Source organism: Desulfurobacterium sp. TC5-1 (assembly GCF_000421485.1).
Taxonomy (GTDB): domain Bacteria; phylum Aquificota; class Aquificia; order Desulfurobacteriales; family Desulfurobacteriaceae; genus Desulfurobacterium_A.
This window is the reverse complement of sequence record NZ_ATXC01000001.1, coordinates 1042008-1059075: the sequence shown is the minus strand read 5'-3', so window position 1 is coordinate 1059075 and position 17068 is coordinate 1042008. Positions and strand designations below refer to the sequence as shown.

Sequence of the window (17068 nt, the reverse complement as noted above, 5' to 3'; positions counted from 1 at the left end):
CAACGGCTCTGAGAAGCCGCTGAAAAAAGGGCGGGACTGACCCGCCCGAATGGTTGTTACCTGAGAAGCTGTAGGACAAGTTGAGGAAGCTGGTTTGCCTGAGCAAGCATGGCAGTACCGGATTGCATGAGAATCTGGTTTTTGGTGAAGTTTGCCATCTCTGCAGCAAAATCAACGTTTCTGATACGAGATTCTGCTTCAGAAGTGTTAACTCTTGTTGTCTGATTGTTGCTGATGATTTTTTCAAGTTCAATCTGATAAGAACCAAGTTTTGCAGCAAGGTCATCAACAGCTTTAATGAGATTATCAACCGTCTGCACAGCTGCGTTAGCACTTGTCTGTGAAGTTACGTCAATAGCGTAGCCTGTAGTTCCTATTGTAACTGTAGATGGAGCAGTACTTGAAGTACCTGCTGATGCTTGAGCGGTTGAAATAACAATGGCCAACTCCTGATTTGTACGTCCTCCATAGTGAATCGTAAATGTTGTTGCAGAAGAGGCAAAAAGATTCATACCGTTAAACTCTGTATCGCTGAAAATCTTTGAAACAGAATCAATAAGGTGGTTAATATCCTGCTGAATTTCCTGTCTTGCCTGTGTGTCAAGGGTGTTTGAAGCCTGGATAACTTTTGACTTCACGTCGTTAAGAATGTTGTAAACTTCACTTAACGCACCCTGACCAATCTGAGCAATGCTCACACCGTCCTGAGCATTTCTGATACCTTGGTCAAGGGACACAGCGTATGTCTTAAGCTGGTCAGCAATGTAAAGACCTGCAGCGTCATCCGCCGCACTGTTGATTCTGTAACCTGTTGCCAATCTTTCAAGGGACTTGTTCATGTTTGCTTCAGTTTTTAAAAGATTAGCGTGGGTAAAGTCCGCTTGAAAGTTGTAGTTAATTCGCAGTGCCATGACTCTTACCTCCCATAGGGTTTTAACTTTTCTATTCTTATTATCGGAGACAGCTGTTCTTTTTTTATATCACTTTTTTGTTTTTATATCTTTAAGAAGCTGGAGACACCGTTTTAGAAGAGGTAGAACAGAGATATTTTTCGTTCTCTCAAAGTAGTCTTTTAGAGAGGAAACAGCCTCTATCAATGTTTTTGTATCTGAACTGCCAGCAGCCATCCTGGCATAGCCGAGGAAGGCTTTGGCAACCACAAAATTCTGATTTAACTCCAAAGTCCTTGAAAAGTATTTTACAGCTTTGTCAGGTTGTCCTTTAGCAAGATAAAAGTTTCCCATTTCAAAATGGACGAGGTAGTTACTATTGTAAACCCTGTAAAGTTTCTTCAATATCTTTCCTTCATTTTCTCCGACTAATTTTAAAACCCTTGCAAGTGCTATTCCAGTGTAAAGGCCCTTTTCTTTTTGCCACAGCTTCTCAAGGTGTTCTCTTTCGGTTAAAGCATAATCTAATTTACAGAAAAGTTCGGGTATCTTTTCAGAGGCAACATGATAGGCATGCACAGCTTTGTCAGAGAGAAATGTTAATCCATCTACCTTTTTGAATGGATTATCCTTTATAAAACTATCAACTTCAAAAAGAAAGTCGCAGTATCCTTTAAAAGCGGCAGAAAGGTTTTCCGTTAGCTCTTCAAGACAGGCCTTTAAAAAGAGAAAATCAACATATCTGGGTTTTAACAACAGCGCTTCTTTGAGGTATTTTTTTGCTTCACCATATCTGTTTATCTTTATAAGAGCTTCCACTATGTAGGTGTAAATGTGAACATCAAAAATGTTGGTTTCACTGAGATTTCCTCTGAGAGAAAAGTATTTCTCTGCAGTTTCTATAGCTTTTTTAAAATATTTCGGATCGGAAAAACCAAGAACAGTGTAAGACTGAGCAAGGTAAAAATGCTTGTAAGCATATTCTGGCGAATTTGCCCCCTCTTTTTTTTCTATTTCCTCAATTTCTGCTTCCAGAAGTTCTATATTTCGAAAAGCTTTTTTTCGCAGCACAGCATCATCTTCATAACCAAAATGCTTTACCTTAACATTGAGACCAAATGTTAATGCTGCATTTTCGAGATACTCGTGAACCTTTCCTTTCCATTTTATTTCAGGCTTGTTTCTGTGAATAAAACAGTGAGAAGAATAGGAACGAATTGTCCCGTCTATATTGTAATTCTCAATAATTACATCTGCAGAGTTATATTTTTCGTCCAACAGAAGAAGCTGCCTTTTTGCTTTTATGAATTCTTCTTCATCTATCTCAAAATCGGCATCAAAATGCCATATCCATTCACCTTTAGCTTTTGATACTGCAAAATTTCTTGCATCAGCAAATCCAGTCCAGTTTATCTGATACACTTTACAGCCGAAGGACCTTGCAATTTCTATTGTTCTGTCAGTAGAACCTGTGTCAACGAGAATTATTTCTTCAAACTTTCCTTTTAAGCTTTTCAAGAGGCGTGGCAAATTTTTCTCTTCATTCTTGGCTATCACACACGCAGATATCATTAATCACCCCTGCTTGACAAGTCTATCTATAAGGCCAATGACCTCTTGCTCTTTTCCAAGTTTTTTAGCCATATCAGTAAGATTCATGAGATAATCCTTTTCAAGAGGATTCATTGTCACAGTCTTAAAGAAAAATTTATAAGCTTCCTCAAAATTTCCCTTTAGGTAAGCAATAACCCCCATGATATTATGTATAGGGGCACCCTTATAATAGCTGGCAACCTCATTCATAACAGCAATAACTTCTTCCAACTGTCCTTTTTCAACTGCCTCCTCGAGACCTGAAATAATTTTCTTGACATTTTCTAACCGTTCTTTCCTTTCATTTTTTTCATCATCTGAAAAACCTTCACCAAGAAGGGCAAAAGCATCATCAAACCTTCCCATTAAAAGGTAAACATCAAAAAGTTTTCCAAGAGAAACTGTATTGTGAAAGCAGAAGAGAGAACGGCGGTAAAATTCTGAAGCGTTTAGAAAATCAATATAGGAAGCAATCCTATCTCCTATAATTGTATTGGCCGTTGCAAGGGCAACATTTTCATTGTTATCCCATCCAAGTAAAGGAAATATTTCCTTCTTCCAGTCATAAATATTAATCACTTCCCTTACTGCAAGGCTCCTGTAGGAAGTATCTATGAAACTGCTTTGCAATGTAGAATTTACAAATGCAAATTCAGCCCACTTTAACTTGATGTCCTTTATGTGTTTATAAATGAAATCATAGAACTCGTAATCCCAGAATCTCTCATCAAAACCGCCTTTTTCTTTTAAAAAATTAGCATCAACAATTACTCCAAACTCCGGTAGCATATTTTCTATTGCTAAAGACTGAAGAAGTTCCAGCTCTCTTCCGGCATATTCATCAAAGTTACGAACAGTTTCCTCATCCCTCCAGAAAATAACTTCGTTGGGATATATTATATTGGCATCGGGTCTTTCCTCAAAAGCTGAAAACAGCTCTTCCAGCGTATCATCATCAAGAGATGTACTTTCTGAAATATACAAAACATAACGCGATTTAGAAGCTTCAAGTAGCCTATTCCTTAAGAAGCCTTTATTAGAAGAATCAAGATTTAGAAAGTTTACATCTAAATCAAGATTAGAATAAAATTCTTTCTCACTTCCAGAAACGAACACAGCAGAAATAAAATCGCCGTTCTCATTTAAAGATTCTATTAACTCCTGATTTACAACATCCGAAGAAATAATAAGAACATCGACCTGTTTATTCATAACTTCCTCCCTGATATGCGATTTCTTCTATTTCTTTTTCCATCTCTAAAACAGCCTGTTCATTTAATTCCTGCCACAGACTTCTAATCTTAATGTTCTTTTTGGTATTGACAGGAGTACCCACTCTGGATTTAAGACTCGCCAGGCTTTTTTCCGAAATTGTAAGATTTAGACTCTCGAAAAATTTAACAACATCTTTTATATCTAACAGATTTTCAAGATTAACTTCATAAACTCTGCCTCCTCTATTTTTTATTTCTTTAGAATAAATTTCCATTCTTTTCTCAATTTCAAGACAATACCAGTAGCACAGCTGATAATCATGAAGTTTCTGCCAGTTATTTACTGGCAAATAAACCCTATCATCAGGTTTTAAATAGAACATAAGAGCAACAGAAGTTCTTCCCGGGATGGTATTAAGCTCAAAGAGGCTTTTTGCTACAGCTCTTCTGTTCCTCTTCAAAACTATAATCTCAGGAAGCACGCCCAGTTCAAGTAGAGGAAAGAAGAATCCTTTACAGAAAAGGTGACTTGTTTCACAATATATAGGTTTATCAATAGAAGCAATAACAGGTAACTTCTTTTCGAAAAGAAAGCGAATGGCTAAATGCGGAAACTTCTGAACATCTCTCATAACTATAGCGAAATTTGGATCAGGTTCATGGAAAGAAGCCACTGTATCAAAAGAAGCTAAAAGATTTGAAAGATAAGCCGTACCACTCCTGCCTGTTGTAACGGTAAAAATTAACCTCTTTCGGGATATCTTTTGCAGGATTTTTCTGAAAAACTTTTTACCTTTAATCTTATCAGCAATCTTTATGGTTTTTTCATCAAGCTCAACCATAAAGCAGCTCCTTCTTTTCAACAAGAGATAAAAACTCTATAAACTTTACACTTTTTCTCGGTTTCAAAATTAAAAAATTTCTCAGGTAATCTATTGTAAAATTTATAGAAATCTTCAAAAATTCATCCGTATGAACACTCTTGGATTTCACTGAAGGGTTAAGAAATGAAAACTCTTTCTTGCCCGTAATGTTCTTACTGAAATCATAAACTGCCTCTATAATACTTCGCAACAGCTGCTTATCATAAGAGTATGACTTATACAAACTTAAAATATTTGAAAACGGGAACGCCCTGTTTAATTCTTTATAGAAATAAAGCATGCTTCTTACAAAGTAATACATGGAAACAGGACTCTCGAGGAATCTCCCTGTTGAAGTACCACCTTTATGGAGTATAAATGTATAAGGTATGTAAATGGGATGAATCCCGGCTTGAAGAAGCCTTTCAAAAAAGTCATTATCCTCAAAATAAAGGAAATAATGCTCTTTCAAAAATCCAACCTTTTCAAAGACTTCACTTTTACAGAAAATGTTTGAACCGCTTAAATATCTAACCTTTTTCACATAATAAGCTCTATCTTTTACGCCACCTAAATTAACAATATAACCATTATACTGCACTCTTGAAGGGTTCTCCATATCCCTGATTTCACATGTAACAACCGGAACACCGGTATATATAGAAGCTTTCAAAAGTTCAAACACCGCATTAGGTGCTATGACCGTATCCGGATTTAAAATCCAGATAAATGGAATATTTCTATCCATAGCAGACTTTACACCTAAATTCACCCCACCTGCAAAACCAGTATTGCTGTTTTTTATAACAACAACCTGCCCTTCTGCATTTTTCCCGGGCAAACACTGTCTGACCTGTTCTTTGCCAAAAACAGAAACGGCTGTTTTAACAAGCCTTTCAAACTCAGCATCATTTTCTGAATTGTCAACAACGATAAGCTTTACAGGGTAAGAAGATTTCTTAACAGAAGCAAAGAGAGGAACCATATCCTCCGAAGAAAAGTAAGAAACCGTAACAATTGCAACTTCCGGATTTTTAATTAAAAAACGGCCTTTTCTCTTAAACCAATTTTCTCCTTTTTCTTTACGGGAAAAGTTAAACATGAAGTTATATTTCCTCTGAGGAAAATTTACAGGGAAGACAGCTCTATTTATGTTCCACAATTCATCTATACACGGAACGTTTCCAAAACCATAGTGGACAATCAATTTTTCCCATAAATTTTTAACGGCATCTTCCTGATATTTGCTGGCCTTTTTCTCAGGTATAGTTCTAAACGATGCATGCCCGAAATGATAGACAAATGCTGAAGGAACAATTTTCAACTTATATCCATTTTCTCTCAGGCGCCAGGAAAATTCAAAGTCATCCATTCCCAAGAATAAATTTTCATCAAGACCACCGATTTTTTCAACAACATCTCTCCTGACAGCAAGACATAAACCTATCAGAAGTTTAGTGTCAATTAAAGTACCCTCGAAATAATTACTTAAAAATGCTGCAATAGCTTCCCTGTAATCAAGAATTTCTTTACCTGACATTAGGTAGTCCAGAACTGGTAAATACCTTGAAAAATGCTGGGTGTATGTAACATTTACACTGAGCGGTCCCGCTGCACCTACATTTTCCTTTTCCAGAGCAGAAAGTAAATTTTCAAACATACCTTTTGTTACAAGGGTATCAGGATTCAAAAACACAAGGAAATCCCTGCTTGATAGTTTGATCCCCTCATTAACTGCTCTTGAATAACCCAGGTTTTCCTGAAAAGATACAAGTTTAATGGAAATCGGAGATTCTTTAGCGATACTGTTTACTATTTCTACTGTTTTGTCTTCTGAATTGTTATCTACAACAACAATTTCATCTTCTGCATTTAAAGTATTCAGGAGCGATTTAAGACAGTTATAAATGTATTTTTCAGAATTATAAGTAACGATAATTACAGAAACTGAAGAACGTTTTTGAAGTATCTTTTTTTCTATCTTATTAAGCCAGAAAAAAAATCTATTTTTTATATCTTTCCATTCACTATCAAATTTTTTAGCATACAGAGCATTTTTCACTACCATGTCTGAAATTTTTTTAAAGTCCTTAGACATTCTGGCAAAAGCTTTTACCTGACAGGAAAGGGGAAAATTTATTCCCAAGTGGCTATGAAAATCTTCATTTGTCAAAAATTGTAGCTTTTCTTTTACACCAGAAATAAATACATCTATTTTGCTCTGGTCATTTTTCTCAGTATATCTAAAAAGAACAAGGGGTTTATCAAAATAATAAACGCTACCTTTTGAAGCAAGATACATCCATAAATACCAATCGGCATTGGCCCTTATGTTAAGTTCTTTAAATCTAAAAAAGTCTATATCCACAAGAGCTTTCCTGAAAAATAAGGCAGAAAATTCGCCGACGATATTTTCTCCCCGCTTTAGTGAATCAACTATAAGAGTTTTCCCATCTAACTTTCCAGACTTTTGAAGAGAAAGGAGCTGCTTAAAACGAAGTGATTCATCCACCATAATCCTTGAAGAAGCCGCAACTGTGCAATCGGGATTCTCGTCAAGCACCTTTTCCATCAGAAGCAGTGCATCAGGATGAAGAATATCATCGTCAGATAGCAACTTAACATAATCACCTGAAGCAATCTCAAAAGCTTTTTTATAATTATTTACAACACCAAGATTTTTTTTATTTTTCACATAGTTAATAAAGGAAAATTTCTCAACAAACGGCAAAACAACCTTTTCGTTTTTAACAGTTTCCGGGTTATCGTCTAAAATTATAAGCTCATCTGGTTTTCGACTTTGATTAACTACACTTTCTATTGCCTGCTTTAAAAACTCAGGTCTGTTATATGTAGGAATTACAACACTGATTTTAGCCATGCGTTCCCCATATTACACCCTCTTTTTTATGGAAAAAACAAATTGAACCGTAAAAAGGTCATCGTTATTAACTCTTTTTGCCATATGTTGCAGTCTCGATATGTCTTTATTAAAATTTTTTTCCTTTTCGTTTAAGCAAAATGGAGCTTCTGTCTTTCCGATCAAACAAACGTCTAACTCCAAGCCGACATCCTCTGCTATCAATTTTATCCATTCTTTAAATGAGCTTCTCGTGAAAAATCTTAAATGTGTATTATCAAGAATTCCCAGTAAAGAATAGTTAAACCTTCCCATAAGCAGATTGTAAATGATATCTATATGACCAATATTCGGAATACTCACAATTAACTCTGAATCATTTTTCTTCAAGAATCTTAGTAGCTTTTTCATGAAAAAGCTTGCGGTTTTTAAATGTTCAACAACATCAAGACACAATATGTAATCTGGCTTAACATCATCCAATACGAACCCAAAAGTCTCAATATCATTATCCAAATCTATTTTGTAAACATCGGAGTAACCTCTTTCCTTTGCAATGGATAAGCCTTTCTCATCAATATCAACCCCATAAACCTTTGCACCTAAAGTGTCTATGAGGAACTTACCAAAATATCCTGAAGAACACCCAACATCGAGAACAACAGAATTCTTTTTAAGATAATTTGAAACAATGTAAAACGTTGTATTAGGCAGGACTTTAAAGGTATCTTCTTGATGATATTTCTTATTTTCCACTTCCCGCAAACGTTCAGGAATGTAAAGATAGTTAACAGGCGAATTTCCAATAACCGTGTAATCCACCATTCCCCCGTTTAAATACACCTTTTAATAGCATCGATAATCGGTTTAACCTTGTCATACTTTGTCTTTAAACTGGCTCTGTTCACTATGAGCCTTGCCGTTGATATCAATATGGTATCAACTTCTCTGAGGCCATTGGCTTTTAAAGTTGTTCCCGTCTGAACAAGGTCAACTATCCGCTCACTCAAACCAAGCAGCGGTGCTATTTCAACAGAACCGTAAAGCTCAATAATCTCTGGATGAACACCTCTGCTTCTGAAATATTTATCGGTTATTCTTGGAAATTTTGTAGCCACCTTTATAAAAGAAAGTTTCTCAATATCGTAAGGTTCCGCAATATCAACAGGTTCCGCAACACACAGACGACAAAAACCAAACTTTAAATCAAGAGGCTCATACACTTCCAGCCCTTTCTCATCTATAACGTCCTTACCCGCTATACCAAGATCTGCCGCTCCGTAATAGACGTAGGTTGGAACATCCATGGGCTTAACCAGGATAAACTTGAATTCGTCACTTTCAAAGATAAGTTTACGTGTCTTCTCAAGGGTTGACGAAGCGTCAATACCAACTTCTGAAAGTAACTTAACAGCATCTTTCAACAATCTTCCTTTTGGTAGGGCAAACGTCAGCTTTTCTCTTTTCATCAATACCTCTTATCACAGGTTGCATCCGTTTTCATTTTAACACAAACAGAGAGTCTAAAAACCTGCTATAATTTGCCTAAACCAGATTGTTAAGGAGAGGCAATGAAGGTTCTTGTAGTAGGTTCCGGTGGTAGAGAGCACGCTCTTACCTGGAAGATATCAAAAAGCGACCGTGTTAAAGAGATTTTCGCAATCCCTGGAAACCCTGGAATAGCACAGATAGCCAAATGCATAAAGATAGACCCTGCTGACATTAAAGCCATTGCTGATTTTGCTGAAAAAGAGAAGATAGACCTTACTGTCGTTGGCCCGGAAGCTCCTTTAGTTGCCGGCATCGTTGATGAATTTGAATCAAGAGGATTAAAGATATTTGGTCCTTCAAAAGAGGCGGCAAGACTCGAAGGGAGCAAAGCCTTCTCAAAAGAGATGATGAAGGCGTTCGGCGTTCCAACTGCAGAATTTAAAATCTTTGATAATCCAGAAGAAGCAAAATCCTACATAAAAGAAAAAGGCGCTCCTATCGTGGTAAAGGCTGATGGGCTTGCAGCCGGTAAAGGTGTAGTCGTTGCCCAAACTATCGAAGAGGCACTTGAAGCCATAGATAGGATAATGGTGGACAAAGTGTTTGGAGACGCAGGCAACAGAGTTGTTGTAGAAGAGTGCCTCAAAGGTGAAGAGGCTTCATACCTTGTAATAAGCGACGGAGAACGCTACATACCCCTTGCCCCTGCACAGGACCATAAAGCAGTCTTTGACGGCGACAAAGGACCAAACACTGGCGGAATGGGGGCATACTCTCCGGCGCCTGTTCTATCACCAGAACTTGAAGAGGAAGTGAAAAGGAAAGTAATAGAACCTATGCTAAAAGGAATGGCAGCAAGGGGAACACCATTTAAAGGAATACTCTATGCAGGAATAATGGTTACAGAGAACAAAGGCATTCAGGTTCTCGAATTTAACGTCCGATTTGGCGATCCTGAAGCACAGGTTATCTTGAGAAGAATGAAAACAGATCTGATTGAACTGTGTGAAAGAACAATCGAAGGTAACTTGATAGAGGAGATCGAGTGGGACGAAAGAACCGCCATATGTGTTGTTCTTGCTTCCAGAGGATATCCCGGAAAATACGAAAAAGGTAAAGAGATAACAGGCATAGAAGAGGCAGAAAAGATTGACGACGTTGTTGTATTCCACGCAGGAACAGCTATAAAAGACGGAAAATTGGTAACAAACGGAGGAAGAGTTCTAAACGTCACAGCTATGGGGAAAGACATCAGGGAAGCCATGGACAACGTTTACGCAGCAGTAAACAGAATACACTTTGAAGGAATGCACTATAGAAAAGATATAGGCGCAAAAGCTCTTAAAGAGAGGTAGGTTCGACCTGCCTCTCAATATACTTTTATAACGTTGTATAGAGAATCTCTCTCCACAGGCGTTTTTCCCGCTTCTTTTATCAACCTTACCAATCTTGATTTTGGCATGTACTCACCAGCTCTGGCACCGGCAGCCTGCGTTATCTCCTCCTCTACAACCGTCCCGTCAAGGTCATCAACACCGTAAAAGAGTGACATTTGAGATATTTTCTCGCCAAGCATTATCCAGTAAGCCTTTATGTGGAGAAAATTGTCCAGCATAAGCCTTGATATGGCAAGCGTTTTTATCTCATCAACACCTGTAGTGTAATCTGCCCCCTCTATCTCTGTATTCACAGGATGGAAAGCCAGAGGAATAAACGCCTGAAATCCGCCCGTTTCATCCTGAGCTTCCCTCAGTTTGATAAGGTGGTCAACCCTGTGGGCATAGGTCTCAACATGACCAAAAAGCATCGTTGCATTGGTCTTTATACCTAATCTATGAGCAGTTTTATGTATGTTTAAATACTCCTCACCAGAAATCTTATCAGGACACAATTTCTGTCTTATCTCTTCGTCAAATATTTCTCCGCCTCCTCCTGGCATCGATGAAAGTCCTGCTTCTTTCAAAGATATAAGTGTATCTTCTATACTTTTTCCACCTTTCCCTGCTATATGCTTAATTTCTTCAGCAGTGAAAGCCTTTATCTGAATTTCAGGAAATTCCTCTTTAATCCTTTTAACCATTTCAAGGTAATAGTCAAATCCCCATTCAGGATGAAGCCCGCCAACAATATGAACTTCAGTAACACCGGATAGATTCATGTTTCTCATCTTTTCAAGAATTCTATCTATCGAAAGCTCGTAAGCATTTTCATCACCTTTATTCTTACGAAAGGCACAGAACTTACACGTTCCAACACAGATGTTTGTCGGTGTTATGTGAACATTAACGTTAAAATAGACCTTATCCCCATTTTTTTTCTCATTTGCGTAAGATGCGAGGATGCCAATTGCGTTTAAATCGTTACTTTCAAAAAGCTTTAAACCATCTGCAAAAGAGAGCCTTTCTCCAGAAAAAACCTTTTCAGCAATTGAATAGAGATTTTTATCCTTTATGAAAGAAAATGCTTCCATCTTTAGACCTCACAGATAAACATTGACAACATTATAAACTGTATCCCTCTCAACGGGAATCCTGCCAGCTTCTTTAATAAGTTTTATAAGCCTGCTTTTTGGCATGTAACTTCCGGTATTTGCCCCTGCTGAATGCGTTATCTCTTCTTCTATAACTGTCCCATCAAGATCATCTACACCAAAAAAGAGAGAAGTTTGGGCAAGCTTTTCTCCTAACATTATCCAGAAGGCTCTTATGTGGGGAAAGTTATCAAGCATAAGCCGTGCAACGGCAAGCATCTTTAAATCATCAAAACCTGTAGTGGGCTTTCCACCAAGCTGCGTATTGTCAGGATGGTACGCAAACGATAGAAAAGCCTGAAATCCGCCCGTTTCATCCTGGGCTTCTCTCAGTCTAATAAGGTGGTCAACCCTATCTTCCACCGTTTCAACGTGACCGTAAAGTATGGAAGCGTTACTCTTTAATCCAAACCTATGGGCAGTTTTATGAATCTCTATGTAACGGGAAGAGGAAAGCTTTTCGGGACACAACTTCTTTCGCAGTGTTTCCTTAAAAACCTCCGCACCACCTGCCGGAAGAGAACCAAGACCTGCCATCACAAGATCAGAAAGAACCTCTTCAATGCTCTTCTTCCCTATCTTTGCAAGATGGTCTATCTCTTCAGCTGTAAAAGCCTGAATGTGAAGAGACGGAAAAGCCTCGTGAACTGCCTTTATCATTTTTATATAGTAGTCATAGTTCCAATCGGGGTGTAATCCTCCAACAATGTGAATTTCAGTTATTCCCTTATCAACATGTTCTTTCACTTTCTCAACAACTTCTTCTATGGAGAGCTCGTAAGCCCCCTGTTCTCCTTTATTCTTTCTGAAAGCGCAAAATTTACAGTTTCCTATACAGATATTGGTCGGATTAACGTGTCTGTTAACAACAAAATAGACAAGCTTTCCATTTTTTCTTTCGTTCACGATAGAGGCAAGTTTCCCTATCGTAAGGATATCATCGCTTTCAAACAGCTTGACACCATCTTCAAAAGATATCCTTTCACCTGACATTACCTTTTCATAGACAGGAAAAAGGGCTTTATCCTCTATAAAAGGCTCAATATTCATCTCCAATTTCATCTATTAACCCTTTCTCTTTGAGAAATTTGGTGAGTTTCCCTATTCTGCTGATAGTGGTAGCACTAAGATGGTGCTCAAGCAGACACCCTTCCTCTTCAGCCATCTCGTCAGGAAGATGAAGAACAACTCTCATAAACTCCTCAAGAATCTTATGCTTCTCAAAAAGTTCCTCTGCGTACTTTCTCCCTTTTTCCGTAGTTCTCACAAGTCCATAAGGCTCATAGTTTACATAACCTCTTTCGGAAAGTCTCTTCAGAACTTCTGTGACCGTTGGCATCTTAACGTTCCGCTTTTTTGCTATCTCCTTTACCCTTGCTACTCCATTTTCCTTCTCAAGGAGATAGATCGTTTCAAGATAATCTTCCAGCCTCGGTGCTAATCTGTTTTCCTTTTTCATACAACCTCTTTAGCTTTTAAAGGTTTATTAATTTTACCACAGGTTTAAGAGAGAAAAGGACCAGGCCTTCTGGAATATTCCTTAAAATTTAGATTGCACACCCTCCCTTTTAGCATATAATAGTAAGGTTGCAAACCTAATCTTTAGGAGGCAAACCAGCCTTGATTGCGAAAATCGTCTTAAAGGAGGAGTGGAAATGGCCAAGACTCTCGGCGTCCACATTGTAGCTGACCTTTACGGTTGCGATCCGGAAATCCTCAAATCTGCCGACAGAATGGCTGAAATTTTTGAGGGTGCTGTAAGAGAAGCGAAACTGAACAAACTGTCTTCTCACTTTCATCAGTTTTACCCCTACGGTGCAACAGGGGTAATTGTGATCTCAGAGTCTCACCTTTCTTTCCACACATGGCCTGAACACGGATACGTAGCGATAGACGTTTACACATGCGGGGCACACGAACTTGCCTTTAAGGCTTTTGACTACATCGTAGAAAAGCTCAAGCCCTCAAGAGTGGAAAAAGACGTTCACTTTAGAGGGGTGATTGATGAAAGTGAGGAGGTGGAATTCGCATCCGCCTGCTCGTTGGAGGCATAATTGGGGGCTTACGCCCCCTATATAAAATTACTCTTCTCCAAACTTTCTTTCAAGCTTTTCCTGTTTCAATTTGCAGTTTATGCATAGCTCTGCGACAGGCCGCAGTTTCAATCTTTCATAAGATATACACTTACCGCACTCTTCACAAATACCGTAAGTTCCCTCTTCTATTTTCTGAAGAGCCTTCTCTATCTTCTTAAGATACTTGGCTTCCCTGTCCCTTATTCTCATTTCGAACGTTCTTAAAATCTCCTCTGTCGACATATCAACAAGATCGCCGACTTCCCTTTCTGCACTTGCCTCTTCAAGGATACCTCTCTTGATATCCTCAATTAATTCCCTTTTTTTCTCTTCAAGTATTTTCTTGAACTCCTGAAGTTGCTCTTTAGTCAGGCACTGGTTCCCTTTCATAACTAACCCTCCGGCCAATTTGAGGTTGTAATGTAAAAACAAATTCCTAAATTGTCAATCAACTATCTTATCTTCAGAAAACTCAAGGAAAGCAGGGCAAGAAGTATAGATATTATCCAGAAACGCACAGTAATTTTTGGCTCTTCCCATCCTTTCTTCTCAAAATGGTGATGAAGAGGTGCCATGAGAAAGATTCTCTTTCCCTGTCCAAACTTTTTTCTCGTGTACTTGAAGTAATACCTCTGAATAATCACAGAGAGTGTTTCTAAAACAAAAATACCGCCTGCAATAGCAAGAATAAATTCCTGCTTAATGATAACCGCCACAGTTCCAAGGAGTGCCCCAAGTGCAAGGGAGCCAACGTCACCCATAAAGACTTCCGCAGGATAGGCGTTAAACCAGAGAAAAACAAGAGATGCGCCAATAACGGCACCACAAACTATAGAAAGCTCTCCAGCACCAGCAACATACGGAAGGTGAAGGTAAGAGGAAAACTTCACGTTACCGGCAACGTAAGCATAGACAAGAAGTACCAGGGAAGTTGTAATAACGGGACCTATCGCAAGACCGTCGAGACCGTCCGTAAGATTAACTGCATTTGAAGATCCAACAATCACTATAACAGACCAGATGATGAAAAACACTCCAAGATCCATGTGAAGATTTTTAAATACCGGAAAGTAGAGAACCGTTGAAAAATCAGAAGCGTAGAGAATCACAGATATTGCAAGGGCAACTATAATCTGTGAAAGAAATTTTCTCTTTTCTGACAGTCCTTCTGGATTCTTCAATTTAGCCTTTATATAATCGTCAACAAAACCTATTAGACCAAATCCACATATTGCCATTATCGCAAGCCAGACGAAAAGGTTGTTCCACTTGTTCCACAAAAGTACTGATATAAGAAAAGCTGAAATTATTAGAACTCCGCCCATTGTAGGAACGTGTTTTTTCTTGTGATTCTCAGGCATGTACTCTTTAATCGCCTGTTCAAATTGAAGATGATTAAGAAATTTCTTTAGTTTTGGATATATAAAGAAGCCTGCAAGAATAGCCGTGATAGTTGCATATACTAATCTGAAGGTTATGTACTTAAAGATATTAATACCAAGTAATTTATAAAAAAGACCGTAAAACATACACTCTCCACTGAAGAAATGTTAAAAGCTATTTTATACTCAAAACAGATAGGATAAAAGAACCTCACAGGAAAATTTAACCCTTTGAATGACAAAAGAAAGATAATTACTTAATTTAAAGAAAGGTAACCTTCTTTAATGGAGGGGAGAATGCCAATAAAGGATATCATGATAAAGAAAGTCATAACCATTGATATAGAAGATCCTATTGAATACGCAGTAAAAAGGATGGAAGAGAAAAACGTTGGAAGCTTAGTAGTAATGGACGGAGACAAACCTGTTGGAATCGTGACAGACAGAGATATAGCGATAAGGGCTCTTGGAAAACCTCCCGATACACCTGTAAAGTCAGTCATGACTCCTGAACTGATAACAATAACTTCTGATAGTGGATTTTTCACGTTGACAAAAAAATTCAGGGATTACGGCATTAGAAGAGTTGTTGTTGTTGACAAAAAAGGGAGGTTAGAAGGTATAATTTCAATTGACGATGTTCTTGAAGTTTTAGTAACTGAGTTCGCCAATCTCGTCGGTGCAATAAGGAGCTAACCGTATGTATCGGGTTGACCTTGAACTTTTCGAAGGGCCCCTTGATCTTCTAATCTACCTCATAAAGAAAAAAGAAGTGAGCATTTACGACATTCCTATTTCTGAAATAACGGAAGAGTTCCTGCATTACATAGAAACGATGAAAGAACTTAACATTCCGTTAGCTTCAGAATTTATCGTAATGGCAGCGACGCTGGCAAAAATAAAGTCAGAAATGCTCATTCCAAGAGAGGATGATTACGACCCACGAAAGGCCATTGTCCAGGCAATAGAGGAATATCTAAAGATAAAAAAAGGTGTTAAAAAGTTAGAAGAGTTGGAGAATCTTCAGTCAGAAATGTTCCCAAACAATACCGCCGACATTGTATTTCAATTTCAGGATAAAATCAAAATAGCCAATACGGCAGAGGATCTTAAAGAGACATTTCTGAACCTCCTTGAAAAGAAAGATATAGATGAAGGGACAAAGTTATCACTAAACAGCGAGCGATTTAAAGTATCAACAAAGATAGAAAAGCTACGAAGACTCCTTAAAAAACGGGAAGTAATCAGGTTTTCTGAACTTATGGAAGAATCTATATGTAAACTTGAAGTTGTAGTTTACTTCTTAGCTATACTTGAACTGTGCAAAATAGGCGAAGCAGCAGTATGTCAACAAGATGGAGACATTATCATTTCAAAGATCTGCAAGCTTTTCGCCGATAATCTCCTGTTTGCTCTTGAGAGTGAAAAAGCGGTGGAGGTAGGAAACCCTATCTAAAGAGAGTCCTGAAAATTCAACAACGATATCAACCGGAAGCCCCTTTTCTATAAGTCTATAAGCGTAATTCTCCTTAAAATCGCTGAGAGAAAAGTCTTTCCCGGTTATCTTAAAAAACGTTACTTTCAAACTCTGCGGATTTACTGAAAGAGAAACAATACCGTCCTTCTCAAGCTCTTTTAGCACTTCCACAACTTCTCTATCTATCAACAACCTCTTAATCCTGCCTTCATCAATAGCAGGAACTTTATCAATATACTTAAGGGAAAATCTTTTTAGCTTTGCTATCTCTGAAGGTTTCAAGCCAAGATAGAGCATCATAATAAGGGCAGCTCTTATCCCCTGTTTTCTACTTTTCATTGCTCTTTCAAAAAATTCTTTCAGCTTCTCCTTCTTAATCAGAACAAAATCCTTGAAGTCTTCCTCTACGTTAACGGAAATCGTTAATTTAAAGTCAAAGGCAAAGTGCAGGTACTTTCTTATCCCGGAAAGTGCCGTTTTCAGACTCCCTGCCGTCTTATACGTGGAAGATAAAAAAGAAACCAACTTATCCTCGTCAAAACTCCTCTCTTTAAACCCGTAAAACTTTAAAAACAGGTAAAACTTCTCAACCGCTCTAACATAAGTAGCTATTGAATTCTCAGAGTACCCTTCCCCTTTCAGATAATCCCTGAATTCCTTTACCTTCGCACCCACACTAAACCTCATCTAAAC

The 17068-nt window shown here is 38.0% G+C and carries 17 protein-coding genes; 4 read left to right on the top strand and 13 right to left on the bottom strand.

Annotation, left to right across the window (positions count from 1 at the left end):
• Positions 1–56: 56 nt before the first annotated feature.
• The 7 genes from H153_RS0105425 to hisG form a co-directional block, all read right to left on the bottom strand.
• Entirely contained in the window at positions 57–911 is an 855-nt protein-coding gene (locus H153_RS0105425; RefSeq protein WP_022847125.1) for a flagellin, read from the bottom strand.
• A 69-nt stretch (positions 912–980) separates the two neighbouring features.
• Positions 981–2462, bottom strand: a complete 1482-nt coding sequence (locus H153_RS09930) for a glycosyltransferase family 2 protein (RefSeq protein WP_022847124.1) — start codon at positions 2460–2462, stop codon at positions 981–983.
• 3 nt (positions 2463–2465) lie between these two features.
• Complete coding sequence (locus tag H153_RS0105415; protein ID WP_022847123.1) at positions 2466–3695, bottom strand: glycosyltransferase family A protein; 1230 nt, start codon at positions 3693–3695, stop codon at positions 2466–2468.
• Complete coding sequence (locus tag H153_RS0105410; protein WP_022847122.1) at positions 3688–4539, bottom strand: hypothetical protein; 852 nt, start codon at positions 4537–4539, stop codon at positions 3688–3690. Before H153_RS0105410 ends, H153_RS0105415 begins: the two co-directional genes overlap by 8 nt.
• Complete coding sequence (locus tag H153_RS0105405; RefSeq protein ID WP_022847121.1) at positions 4532–7441, bottom strand: glycosyltransferase; 2910 nt, start codon at positions 7439–7441, stop codon at positions 4532–4534. Before H153_RS0105405 ends, H153_RS0105410 begins: the two co-directional genes overlap by 8 nt.
• A gap of 12 nt (positions 7442–7453) precedes the next feature.
• Positions 7454–8242, bottom strand: a complete 789-nt coding sequence (locus tag H153_RS0105400) for a class I SAM-dependent methyltransferase (RefSeq protein WP_022847120.1) — start codon at positions 8240–8242, stop codon at positions 7454–7456.
• A gap of 11 nt (positions 8243–8253) precedes the next feature.
• Positions 8254–8889: an ATP phosphoribosyltransferase gene (gene hisG / locus H153_RS0105395; protein WP_022847119.1), complete on the bottom strand. Its 636-nt coding sequence runs from the start codon at positions 8887–8889 to the stop codon at positions 8254–8256.
• 102 nt (positions 8890–8991) lie between these two features.
• Here hisG and purD point away from each other — a divergent pair, with 102 nt between their 5' ends.
• Positions 8992–10266, top strand: a complete 1275-nt coding sequence (gene purD / locus H153_RS0105390; RefSeq protein WP_022847118.1) for a phosphoribosylamine--glycine ligase — start codon at positions 8992–8994, stop codon at positions 10264–10266.
• A gap of 14 nt (positions 10267–10280) precedes the next feature.
• On the opposite strand, the gene mqnE (H153_RS0105385) is transcribed toward purD, so the two are convergent.
• The 3 genes from mqnE (H153_RS0105385) to H153_RS0105375 are packed head-to-tail and all read right to left on the bottom strand — an operon-like array spanning position 10281 to position 12900.
• Complete coding sequence (mqnE, locus tag H153_RS0105385) at positions 10281–11381, bottom strand: aminofutalosine synthase MqnE (protein ID WP_022847117.1); 1101 nt, start codon at positions 11379–11381, stop codon at positions 10281–10283.
• 9 nt (positions 11382–11390) lie between these two features.
• On the bottom strand, positions 11391–12503 hold the full coding sequence (gene mqnE / locus H153_RS0105380; protein ID WP_022847116.1) for an aminofutalosine synthase MqnE: 1113 nt from the start codon (positions 12501–12503) through the stop codon (positions 11391–11393).
• Positions 12481–12900 carry a metal-dependent transcriptional regulator gene (locus H153_RS0105375; RefSeq protein ID WP_022847115.1) on the bottom strand — a complete coding sequence of 140 codons (420 nt, stop codon included), beginning with the start codon at positions 12898–12900 and terminating at the stop codon, positions 12481–12483. The genes mqnE (H153_RS0105380) and H153_RS0105375 overlap by 23 nt, the downstream gene beginning before the upstream one ends.
• Positions 12901–13096: 196 nt before the next feature.
• On the opposite strand from H153_RS0105375, the gene speD reads away from it, so the two are divergent.
• On the top strand, positions 13097–13495 hold the full coding sequence (gene speD, locus H153_RS0105370; protein ID WP_022847114.1) for an adenosylmethionine decarboxylase: 399 nt from the start codon (positions 13097–13099) through the stop codon (positions 13493–13495).
• 27 nt (positions 13496–13522) lie between these two features.
• Here the strand turns inward: speD and H153_RS0105365 are convergent, their stop codons facing one another.
• On the bottom strand, positions 13523–13906 hold the full coding sequence (locus tag H153_RS0105365) for a TraR/DksA family transcriptional regulator (RefSeq protein ID WP_022847113.1): 384 nt from the start codon (positions 13904–13906) through the stop codon (positions 13523–13525).
• Between the two features lie 62 nt (positions 13907–13968).
• A complete protein-coding gene (mraY, locus tag H153_RS0105360) occupies positions 13969–15045 on the bottom strand; it encodes a phospho-N-acetylmuramoyl-pentapeptide-transferase (protein ID WP_022847112.1) in 1077 nt (358 codons plus the stop codon).
• Between the two features lie 150 nt (positions 15046–15195).
• On the opposite strand from mraY, the gene H153_RS0105355 reads away from it, so the two are divergent.
• On the top strand, positions 15196–15594 hold the full coding sequence (locus H153_RS0105355; RefSeq protein WP_022847111.1) for a CBS domain-containing protein: 399 nt from the start codon (positions 15196–15198) through the stop codon (positions 15592–15594).
• 4 nt (positions 15595–15598) lie between these two features.
• A complete protein-coding gene (locus H153_RS09390; protein ID WP_022847110.1) occupies positions 15599–16354 on the top strand; it encodes a segregation/condensation protein A in 756 nt (251 codons plus the stop codon).
• Here H153_RS09390 and H153_RS0105345 read toward each other — a convergent pair.
• Entirely contained in the window at positions 16271–17050 is a 780-nt protein-coding gene (locus tag H153_RS0105345; protein WP_022847109.1) for a site-specific integrase, read from the bottom strand. The two genes, H153_RS09390 and H153_RS0105345, sit on opposite strands and share 84 nt — an antisense overlap.
• Positions 17051–17068 lie beyond the last annotated feature (18 nt).

Bases quoted from the DNA above. Each gene is read 5' to 3' on its own strand.
- H153_RS0105425 (WP_022847125.1), bottom strand. From the start codon at position 911: ATGGCACTGCGAATTAACTACAACTTTCAAGCGGACTTTACCCACGCT.
- H153_RS09930 (WP_022847124.1), bottom strand. From the start codon at position 2,462: ATGATATCTGCGTGTGTGATAGCCAAGAATGAAGAGAAAAATTTGCCA.
- H153_RS0105415 (WP_022847123.1), bottom strand. From the start codon at position 3,695: ATGAATAAACAGGTCGATGTTCTTATTATTTCTTCGGATGTTGTAAAT.
- H153_RS0105410 (WP_022847122.1), bottom strand. From the start codon at position 4,539: ATGGTTGAGCTTGATGAAAAAACCATAAAGATTGCTGATAAGATTAAA.
- H153_RS0105405 (WP_022847121.1), bottom strand. From the start codon at position 7,441: ATGGCTAAAATCAGTGTTGTAATTCCTACATATAACAGACCTGAGTTT.
- hisG (WP_022847119.1), bottom strand. From the start codon at position 8,889: ATGAAAAGAGAAAAGCTGACGTTTGCCCTACCAAAAGGAAGATTGTTG.
- purD (WP_022847118.1), top strand. From the start codon at position 8,992: ATGAAGGTTCTTGTAGTAGGTTCCGGTGGTAGAGAGCACGCTCTTACC.
- mqnE (WP_022847117.1), bottom strand. From the start codon at position 11,381: ATGGAAGCATTTTCTTTCATAAAGGATAAAAATCTCTATTCAATTGCT.
- mqnE (WP_022847116.1), bottom strand. From the start codon at position 12,503: ATGAAATTGGAGATGAATATTGAGCCTTTTATAGAGGATAAAGCCCTT.
- H153_RS0105375 (WP_022847115.1), bottom strand. From the start codon at position 12,900: ATGAAAAAGGAAAACAGATTAGCACCGAGGCTGGAAGATTATCTTGAA.
- speD (WP_022847114.1), top strand. From the start codon at position 13,097: ATGGCCAAGACTCTCGGCGTCCACATTGTAGCTGACCTTTACGGTTGC.
- H153_RS0105365 (WP_022847113.1), bottom strand. From the start codon at position 13,906: ATGAAAGGGAACCAGTGCCTGACTAAAGAGCAACTTCAGGAGTTCAAG.
- mraY (WP_022847112.1), bottom strand. From the start codon at position 15,045: ATGTTTTACGGTCTTTTTTATAAATTACTTGGTATTAATATCTTTAAG.
- H153_RS0105355 (WP_022847111.1), top strand. From the start codon at position 15,196: ATGCCAATAAAGGATATCATGATAAAGAAAGTCATAACCATTGATATA.
- H153_RS09390 (WP_022847110.1), top strand. From the start codon at position 15,599: ATGTATCGGGTTGACCTTGAACTTTTCGAAGGGCCCCTTGATCTTCTA.